Genomic DNA, 18,676 nt, shown 5'->3' on the forward strand with positions numbered 1-18,676 from the left:
TTACATTTTTTCTTTCTGGGTAATTTTTTTGTACTCATTTCTTAGTCCTTTTATTAAAGACCAGCACATAAATACCATGATAATCGCAAACGGAAGTGCTGTAGCAATAGAAACGGTCTGTAATACAGTAAGCCCTCCTGCTGCCAGCAAAACGACCGCCACTAATGATTGAATCACTCCCCACGTTATCTTTATTTTATTGGAAGGATTCAAGTTTCCTGATTCACTTAGCATCCCTAATACGAATGTCGATGTATCAGCAACTGTGATGTAGTACGTAATGACAACGGCGAAACCAATCACACTTAATAATGAACTAAGCGGAAGGTAATCAAACAAATAAAAAATCGAAAGCGAAACGTTATCTACAATTTTTTTTGCCAATTCATGATTCCCTAAGTTATGAACGATATCAAGAGCTGTTCCACCGAAGATAGCTACCCAAAAACAAGTGCCTAGAGTTGGAACAACCAAAACTCCTACGATAAACTCTTTAATCGTTCTGCCTTTCGATACACGTGCGATAAACATTCCGACGAAGGGTGCCCAAGCAATCCACCATGCCCAGTAGAACAGTGTCCAGTTTCCAATCCATTCCCCTTTGCTAAATGGAGCTGATCTCAAACTCATTTGGATAAAATCATTTAAATAATTCCCCATTGAATTAAAGAACAGGTTGAAAATAACAAACGTTGGACCTAGCACCAGCACCAATAGCATGATTAAGAACGATAAAATCATAGCTGTATTTGACAGATATTGAATTCCTTTTTCTAATCCTGTTGTAATAGAGATTAAGAAAAGAATCGTCGCAACCGTAATGACGATTATTTGAATAGTGAGGGTATTCGGAACATCAAGTAAGGCATGCAGTCCGCCAGTTATTTGTAACGCACCAAATCCTAACGACGTAGCAATACCAAAAACAGTTGCAAAAACAGCGAGGATATCAATCGTTTTTCCAATCGGTCCATAAATTTTATCGCCTAGTAAAGGATAGAACGCTGAACTAATCGAAGCAGGAAGCTTCTTATTATATTGAAAAAAGGCAAGAGCTAATCCGATTACAGCATAAATTGCCCAAGGATGAAGCCCCCAGTGAAAAAACGTGTACTTCATCGCTAATTTTGCAGAAGCATCTGTATAGCCTTCTCCATATGGAGGAGTTACATAGTGAGTAACTGGTTCGGCAACACTCCAATAGACAATTCCAATTCCCATTCCCGCACCAAATAACATTGCCAGCCATGATGATGTTTTAAATTCTGGCCGGTCTGTTGGCTCACCTAATCGGATTCGTCCATATTTAGAGAAAAAGATATAGACCGAAAATAAGACGAAAAACAATGCTGAGGCAAGATAAATCCAGCCTAAGGAATCGATGGAATAGTTGTAAATGTGGTTCGTTACATTCGCTAAACTCTTTTTAAAGAAGATTCCCCAAACGATAAATATAATCGTTAGCAATAACGATATATAAAAAACACTTCTTTCTTTAAAATGTGCAAAATTCAAATATAATCCCCCTTATCTTCATAATGGATACACTTAAGATTTACCAATCATCCTATTTATATGTTGTGCTTAAAGCGAGACCGAATTTCTCTATGTATCCAAATTGGATATTTTTGTTTGTATATAACAATAGGACTGGGTTGCGCAATTATAATAAACCTCCAATAATAACTCACTTTAAAAGCAATAAGGTACTAGCATAACATATATGGAGTATGAATAAAGGTATTGTGCTTATGGTAGATGTTAGGGAAACTTTGTATACTTTTACAGCCCAATGACGGAGTGATTATCACATAACAAAACGAGCCACCGAAAATTGGCCAGACAATAAATGGAATTTAGTGTTTCTTTATTAAGGTCCGTACCGTATACCAATGCAGTTACTACATAAAAAAAATGCCCTGTTATCGAAAAACAGGGCATTAACCTTATTACATTTTAAACCAGTCTATACACCAGTTGTTATTAGACGATGATTCTTCTTTGCGGAAACTAGAAGATGAGCTCGAGGATGATGATTCTTTTTTGCAATCGTGTTTCTTCTTCTTGCAAGAATCTTCTTTTTTACAACAATGATCTTTTTTACAGCACTTTGATGAAGATTCTTTTTTGCAACAATGATCTTTTTTACAGCATTTAGACGAAGATTCTTTTTTGCAGCACTTATCTTTTTTGCAGAAACTAGATGAAGATTCTTTTTTGCAATCATGTTTTCTTTTTCCGCATGGATTTTCTTTTTTACAGCATAAAATTTTGCAATTGCTGCTTTCATCTCCATTGTCACCAGTTTGAGCAATAAAGTTAATAGAACCGATTGGGATGGTCACTAAATTTAAATTTTCTTCCTCAACGATTTGAATGGATCGGCGGTTAACAGATGTAAGAAGACCTTCAATTACATCGTCGCCTCCATCGTTAACTTGTACCCTGCAATTAATTAACTTTCTTAAAATACTTTGGAAAGTATCATTGCATACTCTTTTGCGATCATTATCGCAGCAACTCTTATCAGATACTACTGAAAGGTTTCTAACATTGTTTAATGGTAAATAGAATACTTGTCTGTCATCTGTTTTGATGGCAATAAAATCTCTTCCAACGCATACAAGCTTACCCTCAATTTCAATGTTATCAAATCCTTCATTGGCTATGACTCGTTTACATAAAAATCGTGCTACCTCTCGAGCCGAGAGGGTTTTATTACAACAATTCAAAAAATTTCCTCCTGAAAAAATAATATTTCTTGTCCATGTATTATATGTACGGAGGTTAAAAGTGGCATAGGTTACTTGTCTAAATTTCTTAATTTCAGGGAAAATTTCTTCATTCTTCATTGAATCGAAAAGACTTCCTTTAGTTTAAAGGTAATTTCCACTCTCTGCGGCTCGCTTTCCGCTTGGCGTGCGGTGTGCCCATTAAGTACTGCGAGCCTTTTACGGTACATGTTATTTTATCTATTACAAAATTGCTCATAAAAATGGGGTTTTTGATCATAGAATTTGATTTTCGCTCATAGAATTCTGCTTTTGCTCATAGAATTCAGTTTTTGCTCATAGAGACTTACTTTACGCTCATAACTGTTCAAAAAAACAAAAAGAGCAGGTTTCCAATCCAAGAAACTTGCTCTTTAAGCGATATTTTTTAAAATAATCTTATGTTTTGCCATTTTGATTAATAAAATGACCTGAATCGGCGCTGAAGTTGGACATTTCTTCTATCAGTTTTTAAAAAAGGTGTTTTCGTATTCTTTGTTGCTTTTGTTAGTAGTTGTTTTCCGTTCCTGGTTGCTCGCTTTCCGCGGGGCAGGCGGTTAGCCACATTCGTACGTTTCACGTATAAGTGCCTCACCTGAGAGCTGTAGCGTTTAGCCCCTCGAGGTCAAAAGTTTAATGGTCCTGAGGGCAAAAAGCACCTTCTAAGACCATTTCCCTTTTGCTTTCGGGATGACCAAACCGCTTCCGGCTTTCGGACTGCCCGCCTGTCCCGCAGTCTACTCCAATCAACTGTCAAAGAAGACAATAAAATAAAACAGCATAAAAAAAGACCAGCGAAAAATCGCTGATCTGTTATCCACCTATGTATTGGTGGAGACGGTGGGACATGTTGTTCCATGCTTTCGTCATGGCACTGACTATATCTTGAACCTGATATTCAGGTCCCCCGGCGTATTATACGAAACATAAATTTACTTGTATCCAAGCAGAATTTCGTATCCTAGTACTACCAAAAACTTGGCAGCCTATAAGTCGATACATGGCTGTTGGATTGCTCCACATACCACTCGGCATTGCCTTACAGCGAAGTTTTCGCTGGTTAGGTTTCACCGATAAAGCCGGATTTTCACTTATGTGTTACCACACAAGGCGACTAATCCTAATCGAACCCACGTCCAAAGATATTGGCACTTAAGCTTCTACGAGTGTAGTCGGTTTATTCGTATTTCGCGAATCCATCTGCCAGCCGACAGGCGTCCGGACCGCTAGCCTGATTATTCTCTTCCATCGTCCTCAGGCGGAGGACAACCGGCGTAGCCCACTAAGAGTGAGTCCCTTACCCTACCACATGGGCGATGGAGGGAGGAACAGCTAAAGTGCTATTACGCAGCTAAAGCTAAGTTGTTGTTTTGTTTGCCAGTTATTGGCTGTGGCGTTTTAACGAGGCCGACCCCCTCGACTCGCAACTTAAGCTCAAACTACCCCTGTCGAATCCGTAACGTCCCCATTATAAAATGGTGTGCAAGAAGTTAATCTTGCCGCTACCGGAGAAATAAAAGCTTATTTGCTCTTATTCAATTGTGTACTTAGTATAACATTTTTGAGTGCAGGTCTCAATTGTAAGTTACTGTAAAAGGAACCAGTTTAGACTTTTTGACGATCACGGAAGGCACGCTCGATTTCACGTTTTGCATCCTTTTTCTTTAAATCATCACGTTTGTCATAATGCTTTTTCCCTTTTGCAAGACCGATCAATAGTTTCGCGAAGCCATTTTTAAGATACATTTTCAATGGAACAATGGAATAGCCCTGTTCTTTTGTTGCACCTAAAAGCTTGTTGATTTCTTTCCGATGCAATAACAGCTTTCGTGTACGCAGCGGATCATGGTTATACCGGTTGCCTTGCTCGTACGTGCTAATATGCATATTGTGCAGAAACAGCTCGCCGTTTTGCACACGGGCGAATGAATCTTTTAAGTTTGCCCTTCCTGCGCGAATGGATTTAATCTCCGTGCCCTGAAGGACAATTCCAGCTTCAAATGTTTCTTCGACGTGGTAATCGTGCCGCGCTTTTTTATTCTGTGCGACAACTTTCCCTTCTCCTTTTGGCATGTAACTCCATCCTCCCCACAGCAAGTGAACCTTCATTATAGCAATTTGGTCAAATAACGTCAAGGTTCACCAAATGAGATGAACCTTGAACATTCTTCAGTTTATTTCTTCTTTTTCTTGGGACCTTTTTTGGCTACCGGCTTATAAAAAGGCTTTTTCTTACCTTTTTTAGAGTCTTGAGGACCGTTCGATCGTTCTGATTCACTCTTTCGGCCTTTGCCTCTTCTTCCACGTCCGCGTTTCGGTGTATCACCAGTGTCAATTACTTGCTGGCGATCTTTATGGCGTCTTCGCGGTGTTCCTTTCATGCCGACGATCTCAAAATCGATTGCTCGTTCATCTACATTTACGTTTACTACTCGAATTGAGATTTCGTCTCCAATCCGGAATACATTCCCTGTTCTTTCACCAATCATCGCCATGAATTTTTCGTCAAAACGATAATAGTCATCTGTTAAGTAGCTGACATGAACAAGTCCTTCAATCGTATTCGGAAGCTCAATGAACAGTCCGAAATTTGTAACGGAGCTGATTACTCCATCGAACTCTTCACCAATTTTATCGACCATAAACTGTGCCTTTTTCAGCTCATCCGTCTCACGTTCGGCATCTACAGCACGGCGTTCCATAGCTGATGAATGCTTCGCGATTCCGGGAAGTTCTGCTTTCCAGTGACTCACTGTCTTAGGTCCTGTGTCTTTTTCGAACAAATACGTACGAATTAAGCGATGTACGATTAAATCCGGATAACGGCGAATCGGCGATGTGAAGTGCGTATAGAACTCTGTAGCCAATCCATAGTGACCAAGAGACATATGATCATATTTCGCCTGTTTCATGGAGCGAAGCATAATCTTGCTGATCACCATTTCTTCAGGCTCACCTTTAATAGTCTCAAGCAGCTGCTGAAGGCTTCGGGGATGAATATCACTCGCAGATCCTTTTAATGCATATCCAAACATTCCAATGAATTCTAGGAATCGTTCCAGCTTGCCTTCATCTGGATCCTCATGGATACGATACATGAACGGCAGCTCAAGTTCGTGGAAATGCTGAGCGATTGTTTCATTTGCACATAGCATAAATTCCTCGATCAGTTTTTCAGCAACAGAACGTTCACGCAGCACGACATCTTTAGGATCGCTGTTTTCATCAACGAGCACTTTGGCTTCTGAGAAATCAAAGTCGATTGCTCCTCGTGCAAAACGCTTTTTACGTAAAACATCAGCTAGTTCACCCATTAACTTAAAAAATGGAATTAGAGGTTCGTATCGTTTTGATACCTCTTCATCTTCGTCTTGAAGAATTTTACGAACATCTGTATATGTCATACGTTCCGTTGTTTTGATCACACTCGGAAAAATTTCGTGTTTGACTACTTCCCCATCATGGTTGATCTCCATCTCACAAGAAATCGTGAGGCGGTCTACTTTTGGGTTAAGTGAGCAAATCCCATTTGAAAGACGGTGCGGGATCATCGGTATAACTCGGTCTACAAGATATACACTTGTTCCGCGTTCTTGAGCTTCTTTATCAATGGCTGAGTCTTCTGTTACATAATGCGTAACATCGGCGATATGAACACCAAGTTTATAATGGCCGTTTGGGAGCTTTATAACATGAACAGCATCATCCAAGTCCTTTGCATCGGCTCCATCGATCGTAACAATGGTTTCATTGCGAAGATCTCTGCGTCCTTCAATATCTTTTGGATCGATTTCGTCAGGTGTATTGTGCGCTTGTTCTAATGCTTCAACAGGAAATTCCCGTGGCAGTCCATGTTTGAAGATTACTGAAATAATATCTACGCCAGGATCATTTTTATGACCGATGATGTGAACAATTTCTCCTTCAGCACTGTTTTTGCCTTCCGGGTATTTCGTTATTTTTACAACAACCTTATGTCCTTCAACCGCGCCATTTACACCTTCTGCCGGAATAAAGATATCATTCGGAATGCGCTTGTCGTCTGCGACAACAAAGCCAAATCGGCGGCTTTCCTGGAACGTTCCGACTACTTCTGTTACACCGCGCTCGAGAATACGGATAATCGTGCCTTCTGGACGTGATCCAGAAGAAGTGTTGTTCAATCGGACAAGGACGGTATCACCGCTCATCGCACCGTTCATATCATGCTGTGAAATATAAACGTCCTTTTGGCCTTCCTCTTCTGGAATTAAGAATGCAAAGCCTTTCGCATGGCCTTGAACCCGGCCTTTTATCAGATTCATCTTATCTGGAAGGCCGTAGCGGTTTGTACGGGTACGAACTAACGCACCTTCATCTTCTAGTTCATTTAATGTTAAAACCAGTTCTTTGAAAGCATCTGCATCAGGCAGTTGAAGAGCTTCTTCAATTTCGGTAACCGTCATCGGCTTATCCGAATCTTTCATAAGCTGGAGTATTTGTAGTTTTTCCAAAAACTGACCTCCTTTTGTGTGGAAAAGGATTTATTCTGACCAATCCAGGTCTTCTAAGAACGTATATACATCTTCATGCAACTGTTCTTTTTCCTTGTCCAATGTAATGACGTGTGTGGAATTTTCATACCATTTCAAATCTTTCTTATCGCTTTCTACTTCTTTATATATAATATTTGCAGAATCGGTATTAATCATTTCATCATGTCTAGCCTGCACAACAAACGTGGGTGCGTATACCATATCGACTGAATTTCTTACACTTTGGATCAGGTCTTGCAAGGCTTTTAAAGTGTTCATTGGTGTTTTTTTAAATTCTTCCATTTCCTGTTCAATCTGCTCTGGAGACTTCTGTTCACGTTTTTTATATTCGCGAGCATACTCACAAACCCCTTTATACATCACTTCTTCGCTTTTGATCGACATAGGGGCGCACATTGGAATAACTGCTTTTACAGGCTGCTGTGTAGCAAGTTTCAATGAAAATACACCGCCGAGTGAAAGTCCGCACACCGCAATTTCTTCATAGCCTTGTTCTTTTAAATGATTGTAGCCGCTGATTACATCTTCCCACCAGTCATCAGGACCTGTGTGAACCAATTCTTCTGGAGGTACGGCATGTCCTTTATACTGCGGAGCATGACATGTGTAGCCCTTCTTTTGCAAAAATCTCCCCATCATGCGGACATCTGCTGAACTGCCTGTAAATCCATGCAGCATTAAAACAGCCCGTTTTCCTCCTTCAAAGAAAAATGGTTTTGGTGCTGTGATTTTCATGTTGTTTTCTCTCCTATTCGTTCTGTAAAAATTGATAAACTTCCTCGATTAATTGTTCTTTTTCTACATCATGACAGATCATGTGCTTTGATTCTTTAAAATAGCAAATCCTCTTATTTGTGGCCGCAATCGCAGCATATAAAAATTCCGCACTTTTTCTTGGTACAAGACCATCACATTCACCTTGGACGATCAGGGTAGGTGCTTTAACTTTCGATAGCGAGGGTTTTAGTGTTTTTACAAGCTTTCGAAACTCTTTTGTGGCACTAAAAGGTGTATCCAGTAATTTTTTTCTGTATCTATGATAAAGCTCATGATCTTTCAAACCGCCGCTTAATCCAGTAATCATCATGTTTGCGATGTCTTTGATCATCTGCCCTGGATTTAAATAATAAGCACTTGCATTCAATAAAATCAATTTGTCGCAGCCATACTTAGATGCCAAATAGCCTGCGATCATTCCGCCCATAGAAAAGCCGACAATATATATTTTATCTGTTTTTTCCCGAAGTTCTAAGTACGCTTTTTCCGCTTCTTCTAACCATTCTATGTGTGTTATCCCTTTTAGAGAAAGTTTGGTCCCATGACCTGGATAGGTCGGGATGGATAAAAGCCAGTCTGTATGTTTGGATAAGTAATCCGTAACAGGTTCAATTTCATAAGGTCCGCCTGTAAAACCGTGTAAACAAAGACAGCCAATCATGCTACCACCTTTTTGACTTTAGATTACCCTTTTATGTACGTATCAAATCATATCACACTCAATATAAGATTGGGTACGAATCGAATTCCAGGCAAAATAAAAAAACAACAAGAGGAATGGATTCCGCTTGTTGCTTTTGATTGCATTTTTTATAAGAAATATGCGACTGCTACAGTCAAAATGAAAAACAGTACTGCAAGAATAACTGTTAATTTACTAAGCAATGCATCAAGACCGCGTGCTTTTTGTTTACCAAAAAGCTGTTCTGCACCACCTGTAATCGCACCTGATAATCCAGCCGAACGACCTGATTGAAGAACAACGACAGTAATCAAAGCGATTGATACTAAAATAAGAAGGATTTTTACTGCTGTTAGCATGAATGTTACACCTCCACCGTTCCATGTTGCGTTACTATAAATGTATCATAGTGGAAAGGACGAGGCAAAGTTTTTTTACAATTTGAAAGGATTACTGACCGCTTAGCTCATAGAGATGCGAAAAACAACTTAAAGTCGGCCAATTAGGTGCAACTTATGCTTCGGTCATGAGTTCTTAGCTAATGGCTAATTTGTTCCAAGATAATTCATATCAAATTCTTTATGAAAAATATAAAGACGCACAGCTTTAATCACATTCAGCCTTTTGTTGAGTAACCCTACTATTTGAACGGTTACCCCTGCCTGGACAGCTTCATCAGGATCAATATCCAATGCCTTATCTCCGTCCAGTAATTCTGTTTTTGCGTCAAGCTGGACTTTCATCGTTGTCTTCTTGTAGTTAATCGTAAATACATTTCCTTTTGATTCTTTCACTTTTCCAATAAAACTGATTGGATTCAGTTTTTCCTGTTTCTTTTCTGCACCATCCGAAGATTCTTGTTTAAGTGGTTGCATCATAAACATCCCCTCTTCGCCATTATGAGGACATCCCCCATATTCATTTTACTAATCATTGGTTGATTTTATGCCTTTTTGTAATGGTGTGTTCTTTTGAGAGGAATAGTACTGGTCATTGAATATGGATTTTTTTACAACAACATCTTCATACGTTTCTGACTTCGCTCGTGCTTCTTTACCATGTGAAACTTGTAGATCGTACGCTCTAATAATAAGAATCGTAAATAATAGAATAATAAATGCCAAATACAGATGATATCGAAACGCTCGGTCTTTACGCTGTTGTATAGTTTCCTCTACCCTCATTTAATCTTCACCACACCTATATGGAAAAAAACGTACATGATAAAGAGTTTTTCCCTTTTACTTAATTTACTCTCTTTTGTCTAGAGGTAAAATGGCTTTTATATGATTTTTAAGTCATAAGAAAATGATAAGTTTCAGAAAATTGGACATTTTGAATGAGTGTTTCTGTTAACTTTGTTGCCCTTGAAAGTAGTTGATTTCCGCTCCAGGATGCTCGCTTTCCTCGGGGCGTGCGGTGAGCCCACTCGCCGCTTTGCGACATTGAGTGGTCTCGCCTGTCCCGCTGATCCCGTAGGAGTCTCGCACCTTGCACTTCAATCAACATACACATGATGCTCTTTATCAAAAAGACAAACGATATACTACAATCTTTTAAAAAAAGCTTTTAGAAAAGAGCAAAAATAAAAAACCTGCTGATCCTTGAATCAACAGGTTAAGACCATTTTAGAATTATAACTGAAGCATATAGCCGTATCTTGGAACAGTAACGATCGAATCCCCATATAGTCCAAGTTTTTTTCTCAATCGGTATACGAGCGCATTGATTTCGTCATTTCCTACATCAGGAATTTGATTGGAACCCGGCAAGATTCTCTCTGGCCAGATGTGGATCTTAATTTCATCCGTACTGACAGCCTGATTTTTTTTTCGATAAAGAAAGACAAGCAGATCGGTATGTTTTCCAGATAAAAATAAAGGTTCACCATCGATATTAATTTGCCGGCGCTCTGGAATGATATGCAGTCCCTTCGTCACTTTCGTATCAGATGACTGTATGGGTGAAGTGAACTCCATTGTTAAATCTGCATCACTCGTATCCGTATTTAAGAAGGTAAACAGTACTACTCCTTTTGCAAGACTAATGATGTCTCCAGATTGAAGCCGATGCGGTACATTTGGTTCTAGAGATTGCTTGTTTAAATCTGTTCCGTGCTTTGAATTCATATCACAAATAAACGGTTCTCCGTCATTGAGGAAAATTTCGACATGACTGCGTGATACATAAGGACTGATGAATGAAATATCCGATTCATTTGTATGTGATGATCGTCCAAATGTTAATCGCTGACCCTCAGGCTTTATCGGAAACAAACTGCCTGAATCATAAGGATCCCCTGCTTCAATTCTTATATATAAGCTTTGATTCATAACCATTCCCCCGAACAAAACAATAACTTGTTACAAGCATTTTATATGATATGCAGAAAAAATAGAAGAAATAAGAAATTTATATAGTGGGTTGCTGTTGATCAACCGTATCTTTTGATAAAACAAGGCAAAAATAACACAGTGTCATTATGACACTTTAACCTACAATGATGTTGGAGGGACAATAACTATGAATATACGTGAAGGCTTAATCCCTGCTACGTTAGGAACTGCCGTGACCGCTACGGGCTACGCATTAAAACAAACACGCGGGACCAATAAGATGTTGGCTAACACTCTTTTTGGTTTTGGTCTGGCTCATGTTGTATTAGGTGTCATTGATCTTGTAGAACATCGACGTTAGGTTCTAACAGGTGCTGGCTCTTTTAAGTGTAGATTGAGATACACTTAAAGGGCTGGCATTTTGTCTTCTCATCCGGTCATGTTTTTGGAATTTGGGTTCGTTTTTCTTCTTGCTTCACCCGCATTTTTTAGTTTCGCGCCCACTTTTTTTCTTTTTTCCGCCCGCTTAATTTCCGTAGTGCCCATTTCATATATATCATAGGTTTTCAGACTGCTGAAATCCTGCAATTTCATGTACTTGTTCTTTTACATGCGTTTTTTTCAGTAATTTTTAATAATGGTGTATAGGACAACCCTCTATCTACAAATCTTAATGGAAACAAGATTGGAGGGATAACAGATGACCGTCTTTGAAACCATCTCACTTATGATCAGTTTCTCAATGCTCATTGCTACAATCCTTCATTCTAACGATCGTTCTCGATAAGCTGCAGAATTCTTAAAATGCCATCCTAATTTCTATGTAAGATTAAAAAATGAAGCCCCCGAACAGGTGAGTATGCGCACCTGTTCGGGGGCTGTCTTTTTCACAAAGACAAAATGGCGGGTTTGTCTTTGTGTGGGGTCAGACCCCTTTTTTACTGCATTGCTTTTACTTTTGTAGGTTGTAGAATGCTGTCATACCAGGGTATACAGCTAAGTTGCCTAGCTCGTCTTCGATGCGAAGAAGCTGGTTGTACTTTGCAACACGGTCTGTACGTGAAGGAGCACCTGTTTTGATTTGTCCAGCATTTGTAGCTACTGCGATGTCAGCGATTGTGCTGTCTTCAGATTCACCAGAACGGTGAGAGATTACAGCTGTGTAGCCAGCGCGTTTAGCCATTTCGATCGCATCAAACGTTTCAGTCAATGTACCAATTTGGTTAACTTTAATAAGGATGGAGTTACCGATTCCTTTTTCAATTCCTTCAGAAAGCTTTGTTGTGTTCGTAACGAACAAGTCATCACCAACAAGCTGTACACGGTCACCGATGCGTTCTGTTAATAGCTTAAAGCCATCCCAGTCGTTTTCATCAAGTCCGTCTTCGATAGAAACGATCGGGTACTTGTTAACAAGTTCTTCGTAGAAAGCAACCATCTCTTCAGATGATTTCACAACACCTTCACCAGAAAGGTGATACTTGCCGTCTTCTTTGTTGAACAATTCAGAAGCTGCAACGTCCATTGCAAGGCGAACTTCTTCACCTGGCTTGTAGCCAGCTTTTTCGATTGCTTCCATGATCGTTTGAAGTGCTTCTTCGTTAGATCCTAAGTTAGGAGCAAATCCACCTTCATCACCAACAGCTGTGTTTAAGCCTTTTTCTTTAAGAACAGCTTTTAAGTTATGGAAGATTTCAGCACCCATGCGAAGTGCTTCAGAGAACGTTTCAGCACCAACAGGCATTACCATGAATTCTTGAATATCAACGTTGTTATCAGCGTGCTCTCCGCCGTTAAGGATGTTCATCATTGGAACTGGAAGAGACTTCGCATTGAAGCCGCCAAGGTACATGTATAGAGGTACATTTAAGAAATCTGCAGCAGCGTGTGCAACAGCCATGGAAACACCAAGGATTGCGTTAGCACCTAGTTTGCCTTTGTTTTCAGTACCATCAAGCTCGATTAAAGTTTGGTCGATTCCAACTTGATCAAGTACATCAAAACCGATTAGTTCAGGAGCGATGTTTTCGTTTACGTTGTTTACTGCATTTAGAACACCTTTTCCAAGGTAGCGTTCTTTATCTCCATCACGAAGCTCAACTGCTTCGTATTCACCAGTTGAAGCACCGCTAGGTACGATTGCGCGTCCGAAAGCGCCTGATTCTGTATAAACTTCTACCTCAACTGTTGGGTTACCGCGAGAGTCAAGAACTTCGCGAGCATAAATTTCAATAATTGTTGACATAACATTCTCTCCTTTAAATAAGTATTTTCGTTTTAAACGTAAAGCATTTGACGAAGACGTACAAGGGTCCTTTGTAACGCCTCATCATATGTCTTGTTGATTTAAGGCTATTTTATAATAAAGCTTTGTTGAATTTGAAAGTGTTAATTTCCGTTGCAGGACTCGCTTTCCGCAGGGTGTGCGGTAAACTCCCTCATCGCGCAGGATTTTCGCAACTTTCTCTCCAATCAACTTGTCATTGAAGGACTTACTTCAATATATCTCTTTAGCAATAACTTAAAGCCTTATTTTATTAATGTTTTTCCTGTCATTTCTTTCGGTTGTTCGCCGCCTAAAAGGGATAACAGTGTTGGTGCTAAATCCGCAAGAATACCATCCTGGCGCAGTTCCAAACCTTCTTGGGTCACGATAACCGGCACGGGATTCGTAGTATGAGCTGTCATCGGCTTGTCTTCCATCGTAATTACTTCGTCCGCATTACCATGGTCAGCCGTGATGATCGCAGCTCCTCCTTTTGCAACAATCGCATCTACCACTTTACCTAAACACTCATCTACTGTTTCAACAGCTTTAATCGTTGGCTCAAGCATTCCTGAGTGTCCTACCATATCCGGGTTGGCAAAGTTTAAGATGATTGCATCATGCTTATCCGCTTCGATTTCCTTTAAAAGAGCATCCGTTACTTCATAAGCACTCATCTCAGGCTTTAAGTCATACGTCGCTACTTTTGGAGAATCAATCAGGATACGGGTTTCACCAGGAAACTCAGCTTCACGTCCGCCGCTAAAGAAGAACGTAACATGCGGGTATTTTTCTGTTTCCGCAATGCGAAGCTGTTTGTAGTTTTGCTGTGATAAAACCTCACCAAGAGTGTTATCCAGGTTTGTCGGCTTAAACGCAACATCCCCATCAACGGTTTCACTGAAATGTGTTAAACACACAAAGTGAAGATTTTTTGGGAACGCGTCACCGCGGTCAAATCCACGGAAGTCTTCATTCGTGAACACTTGTGAAATCTGAATCGCACGGTCAGGACGGAAGTTACAGAAAATCACTGCATCATTATCCTGAACGGTCGCAACGGGCTCACCGTTTTCTTGTTTTAAAACAGAAGGAAGTACGAACTCATCATAAACACCATTGCTATAAGAATCCTCTACGACTTCAAAAGGATCTTTGTAATCCGGTCCTTCACCATAAGCAATAGCACGGTACGCTTTTTCCACACGGTCCCAGCGCTTATCGCGGTCCATGGAATAATAGCGGCCTGATAATGTTGCGATTTTTCCTACTCCAAGCTCGTTCATTTTATCGATCGTTGTTTGGATATATCCTTTTGCTGATTGGGGCGGAACATCGCGTCCATCCAAAAAGCCGTGAAGGTATACTTTTTCAACGTTCTGCTTTTTAGCAAGCTCCAGCAATGAAAGGATGTGCTCGATGTGACTGTGAATACCGCCATCAGAAAGCAATCCGAAAATATGAAGAGCTGTGCCTTTTTCTTTTACGTGATTCATAGCGTCAATAAAGGTTTGATTTTCATAAAAATCGCCTTCTTTGATTGACAGATTCACGCGAGTTAAGCTTTGATACACAATACGGCCAGCTCCGATGTTTAAATGACCAACTTCAGAGTTTCCCATCTGACCCTCTGGAAGACCAACAGCCTCTCCAGAAGCAGTCAGCTGCGCATGCGGATACGTTTCCCAGTAGCGGTCAAAGTTGGGCTTTTTCGCTTGTGCAACAGCATTACCTTTTTCTTCATTACGGCAAGCAAAGCCGTCTAAGATGATTAAAGCTACCTGTTTTTTACTCATCGGCTAACGCCCTCCAAAAGCTGAAGGTAAGATTTTGGCTCAAGACTCGCTCCACCGACTAATGCACCGTCGATATCGGACATACCCATAAGTTCTTTAATGTTGTCAGGCTTTACACTTCCGCCGTATTGAATGCGGACAGCATCTGCTACATCCTGAGAAAATTGTTCTGCAACAACGCTTCGGATGTAAGCACAAACTTCATTTGCATCTTCAGAAGATGCCGTTTTGCCTGTACCGATCGCCCATACTGGCTCATACGCGATTACAGTTTGCTTCATTTGCTCATCAGATAAACCTTGAAGGCCTTTTTCTGTTTGCTGTTTTACCACGTATTTTGTTTGATCTGCTTCACGCTGGTCGAGCGTTTCACCTACACAAACAATTGGTGTTAAGCCATGTTTGAATGCAGCATGCGTTTTTTGGTTAACAAGCTCGTCCGTTTCACTGAAAAGCTCACGACGCTCAGAATGTCCTAAAATAACATATTGAACGTTTAAATCTTTCAGCATGACAGGGCTGATTTCACCAGTAAAAGCACCGCTTTCCTCAAAGTGCATGTTTTGAGCACCAATGGCAAGAGGTGTTCCCTCTGCTTCGTCTGCTAAACAATCAAGGAAAAGTGCAGGAGCACAGATTACAGAATCAACAGTTTCTGCTGAAGGAACAAGGCTTTTAACCTCTTCAACAAAACTGCGGGCTTCTGATAATGTTTTGTTCATCTTCCAGTTACCAGCAATAATAGGTTTACGCATACACTTTCACCTCTCAAAAAATTTCATTATAAAACTGTTTTGTCAATGATTGTTGTTCTTGAAAGTCGTTGATCTCCGCTTAAGGATGCTCGCTTTCCGCGGGGCGGGCGGTGAGCCCCCTCGTCGCCTTGCGACAATGAGTGGTCTCTCCTGTCCCACTCGTCCCGCAGGAGTCTCGCACCTTACACTCCGATCAACTTGCCATAGAGGCAATAAAGTAAAGTTCAAAGGACAACTTAGAAACTCGACGTCTTACTTTCACTTGTAGAAAAACAAGAAGCAAGAAGTTCGAGGCACCATCAGTTCCCGGAGTTTATTCTCCATAAAGGAGGATCGGAGGAACCAGGCAACGAAGAAATTTGCCGTTTTACTGTTGTTCTACTTGTCGTTTAGAGCAACAACGCCTGGCAATTCCTTACCTTCCATGAACTCCAATGAAGCTCCGCCGCCTGTTGAGATATGGCTCATCTTATCAGCGAGACCAAATTTTTCAACGGCTGCAGCTGAGTCTCCGCCACCGATTACACTGTACGTGTCTGGTGATTCTGCAAGTGCGTTTGCAACTGCACGTGTTCCATTTGCGAACGCGTCAATTTCGAACACACCCATTGGTCCGTTCCATATTACAAGTTTCGATTCCTTGATAACCTTTACGTACTTTTCGATTGTTTTCGTTCCGATATCAAGACCTTCCCAATCAGACGGGATCGAATCGATGCCAACCACTTTAGTGTTTGCATCATTCGAAAAGTCATCCGCAACTAAAACATCTTCAGCGATAAGGAAGTTAACGCCTTTTTCTTTCGCCTTTTGCATAAAGGCTTTCGCAGTTTCCACTTTATCTTCTTCTAAAAGCGACTTGCCAACGTCATAACCTAAGGCTTTGATAAATGTATATCCAAGTCCTCCGCCAATGATCAGGTTGTCCACTTTGTCGAGCAGATTATCGATAACGTCAATCTTGTCCTTTACTTTTGCACCGCCGATAATAGCTGTGAAAGGACGGTCAGGATTAGATAGAGCTTTTCCTAGTACTTCAAGTTCTTTTTCCATCAATAAACCTGAAACGGCTGGAAGATGCTTCGCGATTCCTTCTGTAGAAGCATGTGCACGGTGTGCTGCTCCGAAGGCATCGTTCACATAAACATCAGCTAAAGCTGCAAATTTTTCTGCTAGTTCTGGATCGTTCTTTTCTTCACCTGGGTAAAAACGAACGTTTTCCAGCAGTACAATGCCGCCTTCTTCAAGGTTGGCAACAGCTTTTTCTACTTCAGGTCCATATGCTTCATCCGTTTTAATAACTTCTTTTCCAAGAAGATCACTTAAACGCTGAGCAACTGGGTCTAAACGAAGCTCATCTACGACTTGTCCTTTTGGACGTCCTAAGTGGCTCGCTAAAAGAACCTTAGCACCTTGCTCTGTTAAGTATTTGATGGTTGGAAGGGCCGCATTAATACGCGTTTCATCCGTAATTTCTCCATCTTTCATCGGTACGTTAAAATCAACCCGGCAAAATACCACCTTGCCTTTTAAATCGATGTCACGAACGCTTTTTTTGTTCATAAGTACAGTAACCTCCTGACAGTCACAAATATAGAAGAATGATTATACATGGGAAAGAGGAGTAGAAGTCAAATGTACAAATGACTTCTCCCCCTCCTTAATGTTCTTCTCTATCTATTAAAGTCCTTTTTTAGCGATGTAGTCAATTAAATCTACAACACGGTTTGAATATCCAGTTTCGTTATCGTACCAAGAAACTACTTTTACCATGTTGCCTTCCATTACCATTGTAGAAAGGGCATCGATTGTAGAAGAATGAGTGTCGCCATTGTAGTCAGTAGATACAAGCGGCTCTTCAGAGTAGCCAAGAATTCCTTTAAGGTTGCCTTCTGCTGCTTCTTTAAGCGCATTGTTGATTTCGTCTACTGTTACGTCTTTATCAAGTTCAGCAACTAAGTCAACGAGTGATACGTTTGGAGTTGGAACACGCATAGCCATACCATTTAGCTTACCTTTTAATTCAGGAAGCACTAGAGATACTGCTTTTGCAGCTCCAGTTGATGTTGGAATGATGTTCTCAGCAGCCGCACGAGCACGACGAAGATCTTTGTGTGGAAGATCAAGAATTTGCTGATCATTTGTGTATGAGTGAACAGTTGTCATCATACCGCGTTTCACACCGAACTTCTCATGAAGAACTTTTGCGAATGGTGCAAGACAGTTAGTCGTACAAGATGCGTTAGAGATAACATCGTGGTTAGCTGCATCATACTTGTCTTCGTTAACACCAAGAACAACAGTAATGTCTTCATCAGATGCAGGAGCTGAGATGATCACTTTTTTAGCGCCAGCTTCTAAGTGTTTTGCAGCGTCAGCACGCTTAGTGAAACGTCCTGTTGATTCAACAACAACTTCAATTCCTAGGTCTCCCCATCCAAGTTGAGCTGGATCACGTTCTGCTAAAACTTTGATTTCTTTACCATCTACGATAAGTGCGTTTTCTTTCACTTCTACAGTTGCATCTAATTTACCGTGAACTGTGTCATGCTTTAAAAGGAAAGCAAGAGTGTCTGCGTCTGTTAAGTCGTTTACAGCTACAACTTCTACCGCAGGATTGTTTAATGCTGCACGGAATACATTACGGCCAATACGACCGAAACCATTAATACCAATTTTTGTTGCCATTTAAAATGACCTCCTTGTGTAAGAGAGAAATATTTTTTATAAAAAGGGATAATCCCTTATTAACAAATTG

Annotated in this window: 17 protein-coding genes and 1 other RNA gene; 2 read left to right on the forward strand and 16 right to left on the reverse strand. The window is 40.5% G+C overall.

From position 1 onward, the window contains the following. From J2X07_RS09810 to J2X07_RS09860, 11 genes are all read right to left on the reverse strand, one after another. Positions 1-1,515, reverse strand: coding sequence for a glycine betaine uptake BCCT transporter (locus J2X07_RS09810; RefSeq protein WP_310258429.1), 1,515 nt, complete (start codon positions 1,513-1,515; stop codon positions 1-3). Between the two features lie 434 nt (positions 1,516-1,949). Further along, positions 1,950-2,852, reverse strand: a complete 903-nt coding sequence (locus J2X07_RS09815) for a hypothetical protein (RefSeq protein WP_310258431.1) — start codon at positions 2,850-2,852, stop codon at positions 1,950-1,952. A gap of 1,040 nt (positions 2,853-3,892) precedes the next feature. After that, positions 3,893-4,230, reverse strand: a transfer-messenger RNA (tmRNA) gene (ssrA, locus tag J2X07_RS09820). Positions 4,231-4,376: 146 nt separating this feature from the next. After that, positions 4,377-4,844, reverse strand: a complete 468-nt coding sequence (gene smpB / locus J2X07_RS09825) for an SsrA-binding protein SmpB (RefSeq protein ID WP_066292503.1) — start codon at positions 4,842-4,844, stop codon at positions 4,377-4,379. Between the two features lie 101 nt (positions 4,845-4,945). Continuing rightward, positions 4,946-7,264: a ribonuclease R gene (gene rnr / locus J2X07_RS09830; protein ID WP_310258438.1), complete on the reverse strand. Its 2,319-nt coding sequence runs from the start codon at positions 7,262-7,264 to the stop codon at positions 4,946-4,948. Positions 7,265-7,294: 30 nt separating this feature from the next. After that, positions 7,295-8,041 carry an alpha/beta hydrolase gene (locus tag J2X07_RS09835; protein WP_310258440.1) on the reverse strand — a complete coding sequence of 249 codons (747 nt, stop codon included), beginning with the start codon at positions 8,039-8,041 and terminating at the stop codon, positions 7,295-7,297. A gap of 13 nt (positions 8,042-8,054) precedes the next feature. After that, positions 8,055-8,744 carry an alpha/beta hydrolase gene (locus J2X07_RS09840; RefSeq protein ID WP_310258442.1) on the reverse strand — a complete coding sequence of 230 codons (690 nt, stop codon included), beginning with the start codon at positions 8,742-8,744 and terminating at the stop codon, positions 8,055-8,057. Between the two features lie 149 nt (positions 8,745-8,893). After that, entirely contained in the window at positions 8,894-9,124 is a 231-nt protein-coding gene (gene secG, locus J2X07_RS09845; RefSeq protein WP_310258445.1) for a preprotein translocase subunit SecG, read from the reverse strand. A 186-nt stretch (positions 9,125-9,310) separates the two neighbouring features. After that, positions 9,311-9,643 carry a hypothetical protein gene (locus J2X07_RS09850; protein ID WP_310258448.1) on the reverse strand — a complete coding sequence of 111 codons (333 nt, stop codon included), beginning with the start codon at positions 9,641-9,643 and terminating at the stop codon, positions 9,311-9,313. Positions 9,644-9,691: 48 nt separating this feature from the next. Then, positions 9,692-9,949 (reverse strand): hypothetical protein, encoded by a 258-nt coding sequence (locus J2X07_RS09855; protein ID WP_310258450.1) that lies wholly within the window; start codon positions 9,947-9,949, stop codon positions 9,692-9,694. A 450-nt stretch (positions 9,950-10,399) separates the two neighbouring features. Next, positions 10,400-11,098: an FHA domain-containing protein gene (locus tag J2X07_RS09860; RefSeq protein WP_310258452.1), complete on the reverse strand. Its 699-nt coding sequence runs from the start codon at positions 11,096-11,098 to the stop codon at positions 10,400-10,402. Positions 11,099-11,288: 190 nt separating this feature from the next. Between J2X07_RS09860 and J2X07_RS09865 the strand changes: the two genes are divergently transcribed. Together J2X07_RS09865 and J2X07_RS19980 are read left to right on the forward strand one after the other, a co-directional pair. Then, positions 11,289-11,462: an asparagine synthase gene (locus J2X07_RS09865; protein WP_310258454.1), complete on the forward strand. Its 174-nt coding sequence runs from the start codon at positions 11,289-11,291 to the stop codon at positions 11,460-11,462. A gap of 339 nt (positions 11,463-11,801) precedes the next feature. Further along, complete coding sequence (locus tag J2X07_RS19980) at positions 11,802-11,888, forward strand: putative holin-like toxin (protein ID WP_396194120.1); 87 nt, start codon at positions 11,802-11,804, stop codon at positions 11,886-11,888. A 165-nt stretch (positions 11,889-12,053) separates the two neighbouring features. On the opposite strand, the gene eno is transcribed toward J2X07_RS19980, so the two are convergent. From eno to gap, 5 genes are all read right to left on the reverse strand, one after another. After that, on the reverse strand, positions 12,054-13,346 hold the full coding sequence (eno, locus tag J2X07_RS09870; RefSeq protein WP_310258456.1) for a phosphopyruvate hydratase: 1,293 nt from the start codon (positions 13,344-13,346) through the stop codon (positions 12,054-12,056). A gap of 284 nt (positions 13,347-13,630) precedes the next feature. After that, positions 13,631-15,163, reverse strand: a complete 1,533-nt coding sequence (gene gpmI / locus J2X07_RS09875; protein ID WP_310258458.1) for a 2,3-bisphosphoglycerate-independent phosphoglycerate mutase — start codon at positions 15,161-15,163, stop codon at positions 13,631-13,633. Next, positions 15,160-15,918 carry a triose-phosphate isomerase gene (tpiA, locus tag J2X07_RS09880; RefSeq protein ID WP_310258460.1) on the reverse strand — a complete coding sequence of 253 codons (759 nt, stop codon included), beginning with the start codon at positions 15,916-15,918 and terminating at the stop codon, positions 15,160-15,162. The genes gpmI and tpiA overlap by 4 nt, the downstream gene beginning before the upstream one ends. Positions 15,919-16,296: 378 nt before the next feature. Beyond that, positions 16,297-17,481: a phosphoglycerate kinase gene (locus tag J2X07_RS09885; RefSeq protein ID WP_310258462.1), complete on the reverse strand. Its 1,185-nt coding sequence runs from the start codon at positions 17,479-17,481 to the stop codon at positions 16,297-16,299. 117 nt (positions 17,482-17,598) lie between these two features. Then, positions 17,599-18,606, reverse strand: coding sequence for a type I glyceraldehyde-3-phosphate dehydrogenase (gap, locus tag J2X07_RS09890; RefSeq protein WP_310258464.1), 1,008 nt, complete (start codon positions 18,604-18,606; stop codon positions 17,599-17,601). Between the last annotated feature and the right edge of the window lie 70 nt (positions 18,607-18,676).

The organism is Fictibacillus barbaricus (assembly GCF_031457135.1).
GTDB classification, from domain to species: Bacteria; Bacillota; Bacilli; order Bacillales; family Fictibacillaceae; genus Fictibacillus; species Fictibacillus barbaricus_A.

What these genes read in the sequence shown, in the direction of transcription:
- J2X07_RS09815 (WP_310258431.1), bottom strand. Translation starts at nt 2,852, where the DNA reads ATGAAGAATGAAGAAATTTTCCCTGAAATTAAGAAATTTAGACAAGTA.
- gap (WP_310258464.1), bottom strand. Translation starts at nt 18,606, where the DNA reads ATGGCAACAAAAATTGGTATTAATGGTTTCGGTCGTATTGGCCGTAAT.
- secG (WP_310258445.1), bottom strand. Translation starts at nt 9,124, where the DNA reads ATGCTAACAGCAGTAAAAATCCTTCTTATTTTAGTATCAATCGCTTTG.
- J2X07_RS09885 (WP_310258462.1), bottom strand. Translation starts at nt 17,481, where the DNA reads ATGAACAAAAAAAGCGTTCGTGACATCGATTTAAAAGGCAAGGTGGTA.
- eno (WP_310258456.1), bottom strand. Translation starts at nt 13,346, where the DNA reads ATGTCAACAATTATTGAAATTTATGCTCGCGAAGTTCTTGACTCTCGC.
- J2X07_RS09850 (WP_310258448.1), bottom strand. Translation starts at nt 9,643, where the DNA reads ATGATGCAACCACTTAAACAAGAATCTTCGGATGGTGCAGAAAAGAAA.
- tpiA (WP_310258460.1), bottom strand. Translation starts at nt 15,918, where the DNA reads ATGCGTAAACCTATTATTGCTGGTAACTGGAAGATGAACAAAACATTA.
- J2X07_RS09860 (WP_310258452.1), bottom strand. Translation starts at nt 11,098, where the DNA reads ATGAATCAAAGCTTATATATAAGAATTGAAGCAGGGGATCCTTATGAT.
- J2X07_RS09835 (WP_310258440.1), bottom strand. Translation starts at nt 8,041, where the DNA reads ATGAAAATCACAGCACCAAAACCATTTTTCTTTGAAGGAGGAAAACGG.
- J2X07_RS09865 (WP_310258454.1), top strand. Translation starts at nt 11,289, where the DNA reads ATGAATATACGTGAAGGCTTAATCCCTGCTACGTTAGGAACTGCCGTG.
- J2X07_RS09855 (WP_310258450.1), bottom strand. Translation starts at nt 9,949, where the DNA reads ATGAGGGTAGAGGAAACTATACAACAGCGTAAAGACCGAGCGTTTCGA.
- J2X07_RS09840 (WP_310258442.1), bottom strand. Translation starts at nt 8,744, where the DNA reads ATGATTGGCTGTCTTTGTTTACACGGTTTTACAGGCGGACCTTATGAA.
- smpB (WP_066292503.1), bottom strand. Translation starts at nt 4,844, where the DNA reads ATGCCAAAAGGAGAAGGGAAAGTTGTCGCACAGAATAAAAAAGCGCGG.
- J2X07_RS19980 (WP_396194120.1), top strand. Translation starts at nt 11,802, where the DNA reads ATGACCGTCTTTGAAACCATCTCACTTATGATCAGTTTCTCAATGCTC.
- gpmI (WP_310258458.1), bottom strand. Translation starts at nt 15,163, where the DNA reads ATGAGTAAAAAACAGGTAGCTTTAATCATCTTAGACGGCTTTGCTTGC.